Below are 15,514 nucleotides of genomic sequence, written 5' to 3'. Positions count from 1 at the left end.
TTATGAAAAAGAGTACCATCTACGATGTTGCAAAAATGGCCGGAGTCTCCCCGGGAACAATTTCCCGTCACCTCAACGGTTATGAACTGAGAGATTATAACAAAATCAAGGTAGAGCAGGCCATTGAAGAGTTGGGATTTAAAGAAAACATTATAGCCAAGGGGCTGAAATCTCACCGTTCAATGACTGTGGCAGTCCTGATTCCCGAACTGACGGGACTGTTCTCTCTGGATATTCTTAAAGCCATCGACCTGGTACTCGAAGAAAAAGGCTATACCCTGATAATCAGTGACTATGAAAGAGACCCGGAACGTTTGAAACAGCGCCTGAAGATTTTTGAACAGCGCTCCATTGACGGTCTGATCATTTTCCCTCTCTCCCACGGAGACAGCTGTTTAGAGGAGATGCAGAGGTATCTGAGAAATGAGACTCCCATTATCTGTCTTTCAGACAAGATAAAAGACCTTCCCTGTGATTATATTCACGGGGGCAACAGAATGGCTTCTTATAATGCCATTGAAGAGCTGATAAATAAGGGTCATAGAAATATACGAATTGTCACTGGACGTCGGGGTACAATGGTTACTAATGAGCGAATGGAAGGCTGTCGTGAAGCCTTCAGAAAATACGGTATCCCAGAGAGTGAATACTCCATACTCTGGACAGACTATACAATGAATAATGCCAGGGATATTGTTTTGGAGGAACTTAAGAGAAATCCTCCCACAGCAGTCTATTGCACCAGCTATTACCTTACTATGGGATGTGTTCTGGCTCTGAACAAGAGTGATCTGCAACTGGGGGAGGATGTCTCACTCATAGGACATGACTACTACCCGGGAATAGAAATTATTACACCCGCTCTGACCACCGTAGAACATGATCTTGAAAAAATGGGAAGTACCGCAGGAAAGCTTCTTCTGAAACGCATTGAAAATGGAAACCCCACAGAACCTGAAGATATTGAAATACCCATGTCATTGAATATCCGAAAATCCGTAAAGGACTTGAAATCTATATGAGACCGAATATTTTACTTCTTTTTCCAGACCAGTGGCGACCGGCCTGGCTTGAAGGTGAATCAGAGATACCCCTAAGGACCGGGAATCTCAAAGAATTAAAAGAGTCGGGATGCTATTTCAGCAATGCCATCTCACCCTCACCTCTCTGTGCTCCCGCAAGGGCTGCCCTGGCAACAGGAATGAAATACCACAACGCAGGTGTTAAAGATAATACAGAGAACCTGCCTCTAGACTCTCAGACCTTTTACAAGGAACTACGAGACAGCGGTTATGAAGTCTTGGGCTGTGGGAAATTCGACCTTCATAAACCCGCTTTTATTTGGGGAACTAATGGAAAGAATCTTCTGGAAGACTGGGGATTCAGCTCCGGCATAGACTCCGAAGGAAAAATTGACGCAGTTGCAGCATACAAAAAAGGGAGCTGCGGTCCTTATATAACTTATCTGAAAGATCAGGGTGTTGTTGAAGAATATATCAGTAATATGGAAGACCGGGGATCTCTTGGAACTTCACCCTCCATTCTGAAACAGGAACAGTATGGCGACGACTGGGTATGCCGAAACGGATTGAAACTGATTGAAAATTCAGACAGTGAAAAACCCTGGTTCCTTCAGGTTAATTTTACAGGTCCCCACCTCCCCTTTGATATTACTGAAAAGATGGCCGGCCTCTATAAAGACATTAACTTTCCTGTCCCTGAAAATGGAGATGAATCCATAGATCATATGCAGATCAGGCGCTGTTATGCTGCCATGATGGATAATATAGACAGCCTGATCGGAGGTTTTATTGAAAAACTGGAAGAGAGGGGAGATCTTAAAAATACAGTAATAGTATTTGCCTCAGACCACGGTGAGATGCTTGGGGATCGAGGACATTATGGAAAATGTCTCCCCTACAATCCATCCCTGGGTATTCCCATGATATTCAGTGGTCCCGGTATAAAAAAAGGCGCCGTAAATAATTCAATCGTAGAACTAATTGACCTCTATGCCACAATTCTTGAAGCCGCTGCAGTGCCCATCAGCAGCAAAACGGACAGCAGATCACTCTGGCCAATTCTTTCAGGAAAGTCTGAGCATGTAAGAGAACATGGAAGTTCTTCCCTCAGTACAGAAAAGGGAAAGGGCTATGATTGGCGTCTTGTCCTTAATGACAATTACAAACTGATTGAGTGGAAAGATGGAAAAAGAGAGCTCTACTCACGCTCCGACTTTTCAGAAAAAGAAAATCTTATAGAGAACTGCTCAACAGAGGCAGAATTATTAGCAAAGGAATTACCTCCCTGGTACAGGGATTATAGTTTTCCGGAACAGGAAATAGAAAAGCGAGGTCTCCATGAATAAACCAAACATAATACTGCTTTTTACAGATGATCAACATTTTAATACAATCAATGCCCTTGGCAACAAAGAAGTACACACCCCCAATATGGATAAACTTGTAAAAGAGGGCTGCAGTTTTACTCATGCCCATATACCTGGTGGAACCTGTGGGGCAGTCTGTATGCCCAGCAGGGCCATGCTTCATACGGGGAGATCCCTCTTCCATCTTCAGAAAGAAGGGCAGGAGATACCAAAAGAACATGTACTGATGGGAGAACATCTTCAGAAACAGGGCTATGACTGCTTCGGAACAGGAAAATGGCACAACGGCTCTGATGCCTATGCCAGAAGCTTCAGCGAAGGGGGAGAAATATTCTTTGGAGGGATGTGGGATCATTGGAATGTCCCCGCCCACAGCTTTGATCCCACAGGTAAATATGACAGCGCTGTTCCCTATATCAAGGATGCCTTTCATTCCAGAGAGATGGATGTAATGCAGAGCGACCATATAAGCCCGGGAAAGCACTCCACCGACCTTTTTGCAGAAACAACAATAAACTGGCTGGAGAACAGGGAGAGTGATAAACCATTTTTCTTAAGTGTAGCCTTTATGGCACCCCATGACCCCAGAACCATGCCCCAGAAATACATGGATATGTTTGATCCAGAAAAGATTACACTCCCTGAGAATTTTGCCCCGGAGCATAGTTTCGATTATGGAATCAGGGATGTTAGAGATGAAGTTCTTGCACCCTACCCCCGGACAGAGAAAGAGGTCCGCCAGCATATGGCAGAATATTACGCCATGATTGCCCATCTGGATGATGCCATAGGTGATATTCTTGCAACCCTCGAAAAAAAGGGAGAGATGGAAAACAGTATTATCATCTTTGCCGGAGACAACGGCCTGGCCCTTGGACAGCATGGGCTCTTTGGCAAGCAGAGTGCCTACGAACACAGCACCAGGGTTCCCCTTGTCTTTAAAGGTCCAGGAATCCCCTCCAATGAACAGCGTAATGATCACTGCTACCTCTTTGATATCTTCCCTACTTTAATTGATCTTCTAGGCATTGAACGCCCCGTCTCTGTAGAAGGGAACAGCCTGAAAGATTCCATGCAGAAAAATGACAGAAGCGGCCACAGAGAAGATATGTATTTTGCATATGAGGATAAACTGAGAGCCGTAAAATCGGATGAATATAAACTGGTTGAATATGCAGGATCTGATTTCAGAGAGACCCAGTTGTTTAATCTGGCATCAGACCCATGGGAATTGAATAATCTGGTTAGTCAGAATCCCGAAAAAGTAGAAGAGATGAAAGAGAAGCTATATAAACTTCGTGATGACTGGGATGATCTGAAACACCCTACGGGGAGGGCCTTCTGGGATTTCTACTCAGAAAACTGAGACTTTCCTGTCCCATATATCACTGATATGAATTACAATAAATCTGTCAGTCAGTGAGATCATTTAATATGAGGCAGATTTATGAAAAAGAAAATCATAGTTATCCTGGGCAGTCCCAGAAAGAATGGAAATACAGCAGCCCTTGCTGAAGCACTTGCTAATGCTGCCGTAGAAAACGGAGCTGACGTAGAAACTGTCTACCTCGCCGGTCTCGACATCAGTCCCTGCAGGGGCTGTAACCACTGCCAGAAGGAAACATCTCCCGGGTGCATCATCAAAGATGATATGACCCCGCTCTACAAGAAGCTGGAAGAGTCGGATGCCATTGTCTTCGCAAGCCCTGTGTACTGGTTCAACCTTTCCGCCCAGCTTAAAACCTTCATAGACCGTCTTTATGCCGTGGGTGTCGATGAGAAAAATATCTTCCGGGACAAAAATATGGCAGCGCTCATGTGCTTTGCTGATGATAATCCCTTTGATTCGGGTGCTGTAAATGCATTACGATCCCTTCAGGACATGTTCAACTATCTAGGAGCAGTCAATGCAGGGATGGTATACGGCAGTGCCGCAGATCCGGGGGATATAGAAAAGAATGAGGACGTCATAAAAAAAGCGGCGGCCCTGGGTAAAAAGCTGGCATCCCTTAAATAAACTGAAATGATGAGGCATAAAAGGAATCAAATTATGAATAATAAAATCAATTGGGGTATCCTCGGCTGTGGTGGTATCGCCAATAAGTTTGCATATAGTGCCAAGGCTGTTAATGATGCAGAAGTCATTGCCGCTGCTTCCAGAACAGAAGGAAAAGCCGAAGCCTTTGCAGCGAAACATGGAATTGAAAATGTATATACTGATTACACTTCACTGCTGAATAATAATGATGTTGATGCGGTATATGTTGCCACGACTCATAACTATCATTATGAAAATATAAAAGAGATTCTAGAGGCCGGCAAACATGTGCTCTGTGAAAAACCAATGACAGTTAACGGGGCTGAGATGAGAGCCCTGAAGGCTCTGGCAGCTGAAAAAAAGTTATTTATGATGGAAGGGATGTGGACCAGATTTATACCGGCTATCGTCTATGTCAGAGAACTTCTGGATAGAAAAGTCATCGGGGAGATCAAACAGATCCGGGCCACATTCGGCTTCAAATTCCCTTTTGAACCGGAACATCGTCTTTTTAATCCCGCCCTGGCCGGTGGAGCCATGCTGGATGCGGGAATCTATCCCCTATCCTTTGCCAATATGGTCATGAGAGAGAAACCTGTAGAGATAAAGGCTCTGGCAGAGATTGGTACAACCGGAGTGGATGTGCAATCTACCTATATATTCCGTTACGAATCAGGTGCCCTGGCAATGCTGAACTCTACAGTCAATGCTCCTGTTGTTTCCCGAGCCGAAATTATCGGAACAGAGGGAAGAATAACCCTTCCTGAAAGATTTCATGGAGCCGATGAAGTTTGTCTGGATCTTATAGATTCAGATACTGTCAAAAAAAGATTTGAGTATGATGATAAGGTGGGCTTCCAGTTTGAGATTTCTGCTGCCTCCCAATCTATCAGAGAAGGGAAACTTGAAAATGAGATCATGCCTTTATCCGATACAGTTCAATTGATGGAAACTATTGATGAGATCAAGGATCAGTTAGGTCTGGTGTATGACAATGATAAAAGAAGATAAGCTGCTTCCGCCCAAAGTTGGCAGGACCATTTTTAGGGAGAATTCCTGGAAACCCTGACAGCCTGATTGATCGACAGTTCATCAGGTAGTCGGATACAGGATATGTGTGGACAGGATTTCTTATATAAGATCTTCCAGCTCCCGCCTGCTGGCAAAGGATTTCTGAGTTCCCTGACATGTCGTCGACAGTGCCGCATAGCGGTTGGCGAGACTCATGGCCTTCAGGACATCTCCCGTCTCACAGTAGTAGACAGCAAAACAGCCGATAAAGGCATCACCGGCTCCCGTCGTATCGATGCTTTGAACCTTTATAGCCGGAATAATTTCAGTTTTGTCTTTAGAAAAGAACAGAGATCCCTTTTCACCCAGGGTCACAATAATATTCTGAAATCCCCTGTCACGGAGGCTCCCGGCGGCTTCTTTGACCTGATCGATGCTGTCTGTGTTCATCTTAGTGAGGGTCTGCAGTTCGGTTTCATTGGGAACAAAGAAGGCGACACTTTTAACCTTCTCGGCATCCAGTGCCGGGTCGGCAGGGGCCGGATTCAGTATGACTGGAATATTATTCTTCTCACACAATGCAACAGTGTGGTAAATGGTTTCCAGATTCACCTCCAACTGCATGATGACCATATCACTATCCAGAATGAGATCTCCGGCCCGGTCTATGTCCTCCGGGAGAAGATGGGAGTTTGCCCCCTTGATGATCAATATGCTGTTATGGGAGTCCGGATTGACAAAGATCGGAGCCACGCCGCTGGAGACGCCGGGGACAATTTCGGAGAACTCCGTATTGATTCCGAAGGACTCCAGATTTTTGATGGTATTGGGTCCGAACAGATCATCCCCCACCTTGGTTACCATGCGGACATCTCCCCCCAGAAGGGACGCGGCAACAGCCTGATTGGCCCCCTTGCCGCCGTATCCCAGAGAGAAGTCCGGAGCCGTGATGGTTTCTCCCGTCTGGGGCATTCTTTCGATATAGGAGATGAGGTCGACCATATTACTGCCGACAACGGTTATCTTTGGTTTTTGCATCTTGTTTTTCCCTGTTTTATTTCTTTATTTCTTTATTTCTTTATTTTCCCTGACTTTTTCTGCCGTATACACCTCGGGAGAGCAGGGGGAGGAAAGGACCACTACCCTTGTGATCATTGCTTTCAGGAACTCAAGGAAGGCCGTGTTTAATTTCTCGGCCTTCTGAGATTCCCCCTTCATTTTCAGCAGCTCAATGACGCATTCGGCGGTGCACAGGCCGCCTTCTTTCTGGTTGCGTCTTATGTTGTATTTTGATTTGCTCTGTGATGAAAATGAAAATGTCTTCACCCCATGAAGATAGGGACTCTTATTATAGATCTTGCGGGCCTCCTGCCAGGTTCCATCCAGAATGATAAAGTCATCGATCTCTGAGAGATCCTCAATCCCTTTCTCTTCTGAATCCTTGTACAGAAGAACTGCCCTCCCCCGGGCTATGGAGTCAAGAAGACTCTGGTCGGGATTTTTTCTCCCCCAGAGGATCTGCTCCGCCAGGCCACTCCCCAATGTTTTAACCACAAGGGCAGCGGTATTCGTGGGCCTCTTCAATTCTTTCTGATGGGTCAGCAGATGGATTTTCACAGCTATTATATTAACAGAAAACATTGGGAGTTCCCATAAAGAGGGAAACTTATTTAGGGCTTCAAATTTTAATTGAATGTATCAGAACCCCCGGATCAGGCGGAATTCCTCCACCATGGCCTGGAAGTTCTCGGGGGGAACATAGTCGGCGATCTGATTGCCAGATCCAAAGGCCAGACCTCTCCTGCCCTGAAGGGGTACGACGATATCATGCACATATTTTCTGATATTCTCAGGTGTTTCTCTGCAGATAACATCCATATCAAAACCACCGAAATTACCAATTCTATCTCCGTACTCATCAACCCAGTGTGAAAAGGGAGCAATAGCATCTTCATTGGAATGTTTGGCATCGATACCAGTCTTGTTGATAATGTCATCCATCACATCAAAGATACAGCCGCAGCTATGGAGAAGAAAGGGAATATCCTTTGACTGAACAAGGGCCACAATTCTTTTATACTGAGGAATAATATATTCTCTTATAGTAGCAGGATTAAGGAGGGGTGCACTTTTAAAACCCAGGTCATCTCCAAAGCGGCCGATGGCGAGAATATCGCTGTAGGAGAGAAGAAATCTTTCCCAGATTCTGTATAGAGTGTCTCCTACTTTCATCCATAATTCGGCAAAGAGTTCAGGATCATCAATTTCAAGATAGGCAAGCTCTGTAAAGGGCACAAAATCCTGTATTGTCTCGAACAATCCGTTTCCCACACCCCCAACGATTTTCATTCCCTCCGGCAAAGTCACCTTAATGGCCTCGAAGTAGGGATTGAAACGCTCAAAATAATCATCAATGACCTGATCCCAGGGGAATGCTCTGAAGTCATCCATACTGCGGATGATGGGTCCGGCCTGTCCTGTTAATCCCTTCCCTCCCTGAACCAGTTCGGTGAAGCAGCCCTCGAAGGAGTAGCAGTCATATCCATAATCTATATGAAACTGAGCAATAAGGCTGAACATCTCTTCCAGTTGCCCGGGCTCCCGGCTCTCATACATTTGCTCCAGATCTCTACTGAGAATACTGCCGATCACTTTTAGATTGATGTGGTGCTCGTATAGGGGCAGCCCCTCTGTTATTTCATTTCTGGCAGCCCGGACCAGTCGCCTATAATCAGGTTTAAAATCTTTTAACATGTTCATACTCCTATATCTATTATATTGCTCCATACCCTCTTCATGTTAGATGAATATTGCTCAATAATATGACAGTATTGCTGTTTCCATGATATTGTTCCTTATGATCATTGAAGAATTATCTGGTGTAAAGCATGAAGAAAAGGGTCTGAATTTCAAGAATCCCCTGCAATTTCATCAAAAATTCTATAGTGAAGATTCTTATGTCCGCATGCATTACCACAGCAGTTATGAGATTAATATCTGTGAAAATCTGCAGGGAACTGTCAATATTGAAGGAACCACTCATGATCTGACAGATGTGAAGCTCCTTTTTTTTCCACCTGATGTCATCCATTCTTACAGGATTTTGAAAAATAGCGGAACCATTAAGGTATGGCATATCGGATTGCAGCATCTGGATATGGTACACCATGAAGTCATAGACAGGCTGTTTCGATATGATTCTTATAGAATAAGCGACAACCGGACCCGTATGAACAATGCCCTGGAGCTCCTCTCCCGGATTGATGAAAAAAACGGTCTGTCCAGAACCGCCGGCATTCTGCAGCTCCTTAACCTTTTCTATAATCCAAAACGGAAAAATGAAGAAGAGAAGAAGCTGAATCCATTCCTGCATAGGATTATAGGGTGGACTGAGAGCTCCTTTACCGAACAGATTACCCTCGATGATGCGGCCTCTGCCGTTAACCTGAGCCGCTACCATTTTTCAAGAAAGTTCAAGGCCCATACGGGCTCCAGTTATATGGAATTCCTCATGAATCTGAGACTGGAAAACAGTCTGTACTACCTGAACAGGGGTTTTTCTGTTTCAGAAACAGCCGGGAAATCGGGGTTTTCCGATGTTTCCTATTTCATCAGGAAATTCCGAAGTCTCTACAATCAGACTCCCCTGCAATATCAAAAAAAGATAGAGAAAGAATCTCATATAAATTGAGAAATCGCTTATGAAACCTTCTTTTATTATATTCTTATAGTTAAATATGTTAACAATACAGATCCCTTAAAAGTACCATTTATCACAATTAAGAACAATTAATTTGACATAAACACGTCCACATGCTTTAATATTGTTAATTCAGTTAACAAGTGGTGATTATGAAAGGCAACAATTCTAGAATTAATAAAATCAGAAACAGGGCAGTCATCCTGAAAATGATTCAACAAAATGATCAGATTACTCGCGCTGAAATTGCTAAGAAAACCGGATTAACCCGAGCCGCGATTACAAGCATTGTCAGCACAATGATGAATGATGGATTGGTTACAGAAGTGACCGATCAGACAGATAATAAAAAAACTATTCCACTGACAATAAATAACGTCAAGTTCAGGACAATATCTTTATATCTAGGTCGATTTTCAGTCATTGGAGGCCTTTTTGATATAAGTGGAAATCTGCTCTACAGTGAAGAGCTTTTTCATGGTGAATCAGGGCTTAATAAATATGAAATACTGGATCACTTATTACTGCTCGTAAAAAATATTACCAAGACATGCCAGCTAAATATTGAATCCATACTGGGAATCGGAATTGCCGGTCCAGGTCCTATCAGCCAACAGAATATTGGAATATCTGAAACAGGTGAAACATCAGAACTACCTCCCTATAGGTGGGGAGAATACAACATTAAATCTGTTATGGAACAGAACCTGAATCTACCTGTCTATCTTGAAAACAACTGTAATATAAGTGCTTTGGGTGAACGCTGGTATGGTGCCGGACGCGGATTTGACAATTTTGTCATATATACAGTCGGAATTGGTATCGGAGCCGGGGTTGTGCTTAATGGTGAGATGCAGAGCGGACAGAAAGATGTATTCAGTGAAGTCGGGCATATCACTGTAGATTTAAATGGACCTGAATGCTCCTGTGGAAACAAAGGCTGTCTGGAAATCTATGGAGGTTTCCGGTCATTGGTGGATTCCTATTATAAGGAAATGGGCTATGGACTTAACGAGATAACAGATAATCAATATGTCAGAAATATTGAAAGTATCTTTAAAAAAGCTGATGAGGGAGATTTAATCTGCCAGGAATTGATACGGAAACAGGCGGAGATTCTAAGCATCGGAGCTGTCACACTTGCCAATATGTATTCACCCGAGAGAATTATCATTACTTCTAATGAAATTGGAGATACCGACTATAGCCGAATGATACCTGTTATTCAGAACCTGGTCAGCAAAAGAGCCTTTAAGGTCATAGCAAAAAATGTGGTTGTTATCAAATCCCCACTAGGAAAAGATGTTGACCTTTACGGCGGAGCGGCACTTGTTCTTGAAAACTACCTGGAGAAAGAATCTCCAGGAATATAAAAATGTGTATCACCGTGAAAAACGGATACAAATACAAGGGAGTTTATATGAAAAAAGCTTTATTGATTATGGTTCTTATTACTTGTTCTTTCTCTTTATGGGCAACTGGCCAGCAGGAAAAAGAAGATGACACACTGAAGATTGGCTATGTATTCAGCCTCATGACACACGAATGGTATCAGAATATCTTGCAGGGTGCTCAGGCACGGGCAGATGAATTAGGAATTACTTTGGTAACAGCCGATGCAAACATGGATATCAACCGTCAGATAAGCGCTGCTGAAAACCTGCTTGCTCAGGGAGTTGATGTACTGATTATTACACCGGTTGATGCTAAAGCCATGGCACCCATTGTAAAAATGGCTAATCAGGCAGGAGTTCCCGTTTTATCTGAATCCAATGTTATTGAAGGTGCAGAAACTTTTGTTGGTATAAGCAACTTCGCATCAGCAAAAACTGTTGGTGAATGGTTTGTTGGTTATGCTAAAGACAATAATATTGATCCTAAAGTTCTCATAGTCGGTTTACCTAATTATGAAGACTGTCGTCAGAGAGTCGATGGTTTCAAAGAAGCCTTGGAAGAATCAGGATTGAACTATGAAATCAAGCAGGAAGTTGATGGTGGTGGAGACAAAGAAAAATCTCTAATGGTTTCACAGGATGCCATGACTGCCCATCCGGACATCAATGTTATTTTCGGAATCAATGACAACTCTGCAACAGGTGGAATGGCTGCGTATAAAGAAGCAGGATTGAATGAATCTGAATTAACTGTAATCGGATTTGGTTTTGAAGGTGTAGTCGGACAGACTGCTCTTCTCTCCGGATCACCTTACAAGGCGTCTCTGGCAATGTTCCCCAATTATGTTGGTGTTGGATGTATCGATGCAGCTGTAAAAGCAGCGAAAGGCGAAGCACTCCCCGAACATTACAAGACTCCTACTGTTGCCATAAATATTAATAACTTTGATCAGTTCTATAACAAAGACGGAGAAAAATACGTAATAGACTTCGAAGCCGTTAGAAAACTCGAAGACTAAATAACACAATTCATAAGGGAGGAGCACTTCGCTCCTCCATCTTAACCAAAATTTATATATAAAAAAAGTACATACTGGAGGATTCCATTGTCGAGTTCAACTATTGGCAAATCCCTTATTAATAAAATCAAATCAAGTGAGCAGCAAAGTCTAGTTATAGCTCTGTTTGTACTTGGTGTTGTCATTTCTATAATATCTCCTGTTTTTCTTACTGCCTTTAATCTGACGAATGTCTTACGTCAGTCCTCTCTTGTTGCCATTACCGGAATAGGTATGGCCATAATTATTCTGACAGGAGAAATAGACCTGAGCGTAGGTTCATCGGTTGCAGTCGTTGGAGTCGCATGTGTCTGGGTTCTAAATCATACAGGGAGTATTTTCCTGGCTGTCCTGGCGGGAGTACTTATTGGCGGATTTATCGGTCTTATCAATGGACTTCTTGTAACGAAGGGGCAAATTGCCTCTCTCATTGCAACATTGGGAATGTTGTCTATCCTCAGAGGGATTGCCTTCATTACAACCAAAGCAGTCTCCTTTCAGGTCGAAATAATGGAATTCAGTGAATTAGGCAGCGGGTTTATAGGACCTGTTCCTGTTCCTGTCCTGATAATGATTGTCTTGTTGATTCTGTTCTACTATATCCTGAATCATACAATGTACGGACGCTATATCTATGCTGTCGGTGGAAACAGCAGTGCAGCTCATCTGTCAGGTATCCCCGTTATTCGCATCAAGATTCAAACCTTTGTAATCAGCGGTCTTTTGACCGGATTAACAGGGTGCATATTGGCATCACGCATGTATTCCGGACAACCCAATGCAGGTATAGGTTTTGAATTGGAAGTTGTTTCAGCGGTAATACTTGGTGGATTGAGTCTAAATGGTGGAATAGGGACTCTCACCGGTGCTTTCCTTGGAGTTTTAATTCTGGGAGTTCTTCAGAATGGACTGACTCTTATGAATGTCTCCTCCTTTTATCAGGAAGTAGCCAGAGGGCTTGTATTAATACTGGCAGTTTATCTTGATGGATACAGAAAAAGAAAACTGGAAAAAGATCTTCTGAAGGAAACTGACAAGATCGGAGAATGCAATGACTGATACTAATGCAGGAAATCATCCTCTTGTTTCAATGAGAGATATTCATAAACGGTTTCCTGGAGTGTATGCTCTCAGGGCTGTCAATCTTGAAATTCTACCCGGAACTATTCATGCACTGATGGGTGAGAATGGAGCGGGGAAATCCACATTAATAAAAATAATGTCCGGTGCTTATCCTGTCTATGAGGGAGAATATCTTATTGAAAATAAGCCTGCAGAAGTCTCCCACCCCATGGATGCCATCAAGAAAGGAATAAGCGTTATTTATCAGGAACTGAACCTGGTTCAGGAGATCTCCATTGCAGAGAACATCTATTTTGGAAGATTACCCCATACACAAAGCGGCCGGGTACTCTGGAAGAAACTGAAAGAAGATTCAACTGGTATTCTCAAAAAAATTGGATTGGACGTGGATCCTATGATGAAGGTGGATCGCCTTCCGATTGCCCAGCAGCAGTTGGTAGAAATCGCGAAAGCCATCTCACAAAATGCCAGAGTGATAATTATGGATGAGCCTACATCCGCACTCAGTCCGAAAGAGATTAAAAATTTATTTTCCCTGATAAAAAAACTTCGTAAAGAGGGAGTTGGAATCCTTTATGTTTCTCACAAACTCGATGAAATTTTTGAACTGGCAGATATGGTAACAGTATTGAGGGATGGTTGTCTGATAGGCCGCTACCCCATTGAAGATCTTAGCAACGATAAACTGATTTCCCTGATGGTCGGACGGGAGTTAACAGATCTGTTCCCTAAAACAGAACACTCTGTTGGAAAAATAATGTTGGATGTCAAAGATCTCTCAACTGAAAAGATTCATGATATCAACTTCAATGTGAAAAAAGGTGAAATTGTCGGATTTTCAGGCCTGATGGGTTCAGGTAGAAGCGAACTGGCCAGAGCTCTTATTGGGGCTGATAAAAAGCTGAATGGAACAATCTTAATAAACGAGATGTCTTTTACTTCCAACAGTCCTTCAAAAGCCCGATTTATGGGTTTAGGTCTGATTCCGGAAGATCGTAAACATGACGGCATATTCACAAATATGGATGTCTTGAAGAATATATCCATCGTTTCACTGAAATCTCTCCTTAAGGGTTTTACAATTCATTCACAGATGGAATCAACAAAGGTAGGAGAAATAGTAGAGAAACTATCTGTAAAGACTCCTTCTATCAGTCAGAATATATCAAAGCTCAGCGGTGGGAATCAGCAGAAAGCCATATTAGCCAGATGGCTGATGAATGAAGATCTACGTGTACTCATCATTGATGAGCCTACACGAGGAATTGATGTAGGTGCTAAATCTGAAATTTATGCCTTGATTGATCAACTGGCAAAAGATGGGCTTGCTATCATCATGATGTCATCTGAGTTACCCGAGATATTGGGCATGTGTGACCGTATCTATGTGATGAAGGATGGCCGGATCAACGGTGAATTTGATATTGAAGACGCCAATGAAGAGAAATTACTGGCGAAAGCAATCCACTCTTAAATATTAAGAAAATGGAAGGTAAAAAATTATGACCTCAAGAGAAAGGCTTCTGGCTGCAATAGACCGGAAACCTATAGATAGACTGGCTGTAACAACCCATCATATCCTGCCCTACTTTTTAAAAAAATATATGCCTGGAAAAAAGATCATTGATTTCTTTAATAAATACAACGCTGATGCAATCGATTGGGTATATGATTATAAAGCTCCCGAATCAACAGGATATTACCTGAATCCTGCTCAGAAGTCAGAAATGGAATTTCTTGAAACCAGAATGATCTCATCTGATGATTGGAAGATTGATAAGAAAGTGGTGGAGGAGAAAGAAAACTTCCGTCGAGTGGAATATACAATCCAGACTCCCAGCGGAAATCTCACTACAATTCTTGATTCCAATGAATATACAACATGGGTAGCCGAACCTCTGGTAAAAAAAGAGAGTGATATTGACATTATTGGCAAGCATGTAACCTTTCCTGCCTGTGATGTTGAAGCCGTCAATGCTGCTGCAGAAAACTTTGGAGACAGAGGGATTATCCGAGGTCACATTCCAACCTTTGATCTTTTTGGACAACCTGGATGCTGGCAGGATGCCTGTTGTCTTTTTGGCGTTGAAAAAATGATCATGGCAACATTTGATGATCCGGAATGGGTTCATACTTTTCTGGGAATCCTCAGAGACCGAAAGATACGCTATGTGGAAACACTCAAAGGGGCGGCCTACGACATTCATGAACTTGGTGGAGGAGATGCATCCACCACAATTATCTCACCCCAGATATTCCGGGATTTTGTAGCACCCTATGACAGTGCAATCATAGAGGCTGTGCATAAGGTAGATCAGAAGGTCGTGTATCATACCTGCGGAGGCATGATGCCTATCCTTGAAGATATTGCGGATATGGGCCCTGATGCCATGGAAACCTTCACTCCCATAGGAATGGGGGGGGATACGGATCTGGTGGAAGCAAAAAAAAGAATAGGGAACAGAGTTTGTATGATCGGAGGTTTTGACCAGGGTCTGTTTTTTGATCGTGCTACTCCTTCTGAAACTCGTCAAGCTGTAAGAAATTGTTTTGAACAGGCTGGAAAAGACGGGGGCTTTATATTGGCTCCCTCTGATCATTTCTTTGATGCAAAACCTGCATTACTGGAAGCATTTTTCGATGAATCACTAAAATGTACATACTGATGAATTGATAAGGAGAATAGGATATGTCAATCGATTTAATAAATAACATCACAGCTGTCCAAGATAAAATTGCTTCATAAAAACAGCCCCATTTGACCATCTGAAAAAAACATTGATTCTGCCATTGGTTTTGGCTTATTCAACCATAGCCAGATATCTTTTTTCATGAACAATA

Annotated in this window: 14 protein-coding genes; 11 read left to right on the top strand and 3 right to left on the bottom strand. The window is 42.9% G+C overall.

The annotated features are described in order from the left end of the window. The first annotated feature begins 2 nt into the window (after positions 1–2). The 5 genes from DV872_RS21265 to DV872_RS21245 all read left to right on the top strand — a co-directional run bounded on the left by DV872_RS21265 (position 3) and on the right by DV872_RS21245 (position 5,438). The gene (locus tag DV872_RS21265; protein WP_114631982.1) at positions 3–1,022 is read left to right on the top strand and encodes a LacI family DNA-binding transcriptional regulator; all 1,020 of its coding nucleotides are present in this window, start codon (positions 3–5) and stop codon (positions 1,020–1,022) included. Then, on the top strand, positions 1,019–2,368 hold the full coding sequence (locus tag DV872_RS21260; RefSeq protein ID WP_114631981.1) for a sulfatase: 1,350 nt from the start codon (positions 1,019–1,021) through the stop codon (positions 2,366–2,368). The genes DV872_RS21265 and DV872_RS21260 overlap by 4 nt, the downstream gene beginning before the upstream one ends. Further along, positions 2,361–3,755, top strand: a complete 1,395-nt coding sequence (locus DV872_RS21255) for a sulfatase-like hydrolase/transferase (protein WP_114631980.1) — start codon at positions 2,361–2,363, stop codon at positions 3,753–3,755. Before DV872_RS21260 ends, DV872_RS21255 begins: the two co-directional genes overlap by 8 nt. Positions 3,756–3,836: 81 nt before the next feature. Further along, positions 3,837–4,406 carry a flavodoxin family protein gene (locus DV872_RS21250; protein WP_114631979.1) on the top strand — a complete coding sequence of 190 codons (570 nt, stop codon included), beginning with the start codon at positions 3,837–3,839 and terminating at the stop codon, positions 4,404–4,406. A gap of 33 nt (positions 4,407–4,439) precedes the next feature. Then, complete coding sequence (locus DV872_RS21245; RefSeq protein WP_158547102.1) at positions 4,440–5,438, top strand: Gfo/Idh/MocA family protein; 999 nt, start codon at positions 4,440–4,442, stop codon at positions 5,436–5,438. Between the two features lie 120 nt (positions 5,439–5,558). Here DV872_RS21245 and rbsK read toward each other — a convergent pair whose 3' ends face one another. The 3 genes from rbsK to DV872_RS21230 form a co-directional block, all read right to left on the bottom strand. Beyond that, complete coding sequence (rbsK, locus tag DV872_RS21240; RefSeq protein ID WP_114631977.1) at positions 5,559–6,476, bottom strand: ribokinase; 918 nt, start codon at positions 6,474–6,476, stop codon at positions 5,559–5,561. 24 nt (positions 6,477–6,500) lie between these two features. Further along, a complete protein-coding gene (locus DV872_RS21235; RefSeq protein ID WP_114632007.1) occupies positions 6,501–7,055 on the bottom strand; it encodes a tRNA-uridine aminocarboxypropyltransferase in 555 nt (184 codons plus the stop codon). Positions 7,056–7,136: 81 nt separating this feature from the next. Then, entirely contained in the window at positions 7,137–8,192 is a 1,056-nt protein-coding gene (locus DV872_RS21230) for a uroporphyrinogen decarboxylase family protein (protein WP_158547101.1), read from the bottom strand. A gap of 103 nt (positions 8,193–8,295) precedes the next feature. Here DV872_RS21230 and DV872_RS21225 point away from each other — a divergent pair, with 103 nt between their 5' ends. The 6 genes from DV872_RS21225 (at position 8,296) to DV872_RS21200 (ending at position 15,339) form a co-directional block, all read left to right on the top strand. Next, on the top strand, positions 8,296–9,129 hold the full coding sequence (locus DV872_RS21225) for an AraC family transcriptional regulator (RefSeq protein ID WP_158547100.1): 834 nt from the start codon (positions 8,296–8,298) through the stop codon (positions 9,127–9,129). 161 nt (positions 9,130–9,290) lie between these two features. After that, positions 9,291–10,511 (top strand): ROK family transcriptional regulator, encoded by a 1,221-nt coding sequence (locus DV872_RS21220; RefSeq protein WP_114631974.1) that lies wholly within the window; start codon positions 9,291–9,293, stop codon positions 10,509–10,511. A gap of 47 nt (positions 10,512–10,558) precedes the next feature. Continuing rightward, positions 10,559–11,551, top strand: a complete 993-nt coding sequence (locus tag DV872_RS21215; RefSeq protein ID WP_158547099.1) for a sugar ABC transporter substrate-binding protein — start codon at positions 10,559–10,561, stop codon at positions 11,549–11,551. 87 nt (positions 11,552–11,638) lie between these two features. Continuing rightward, positions 11,639–12,649 (top strand): ABC transporter permease, encoded by a 1,011-nt coding sequence (locus DV872_RS21210; RefSeq protein ID WP_216664429.1) that lies wholly within the window; start codon positions 11,639–11,641, stop codon positions 12,647–12,649. Further along, positions 12,642–14,147, top strand: coding sequence for a sugar ABC transporter ATP-binding protein (locus tag DV872_RS21205; protein ID WP_114631972.1), 1,506 nt, complete (start codon positions 12,642–12,644; stop codon positions 14,145–14,147). Before DV872_RS21210 ends, DV872_RS21205 begins: the two co-directional genes overlap by 8 nt. A gap of 28 nt (positions 14,148–14,175) precedes the next feature. Next, on the top strand, positions 14,176–15,339 hold the full coding sequence (locus tag DV872_RS21200; protein WP_114631971.1) for a uroporphyrinogen decarboxylase family protein: 1,164 nt from the start codon (positions 14,176–14,178) through the stop codon (positions 15,337–15,339). Positions 15,340–15,514: the final 175 nt, after the last annotated feature.

This window comes from Oceanispirochaeta sp. M1, from assembly GCF_003346715.1.
GTDB lineage: Bacteria > Spirochaetota > Spirochaetia > DSM-2461 > DSM-2461 > Oceanispirochaeta.
This window is presented reverse-complemented; position numbering and strand designations above follow the sequence as displayed.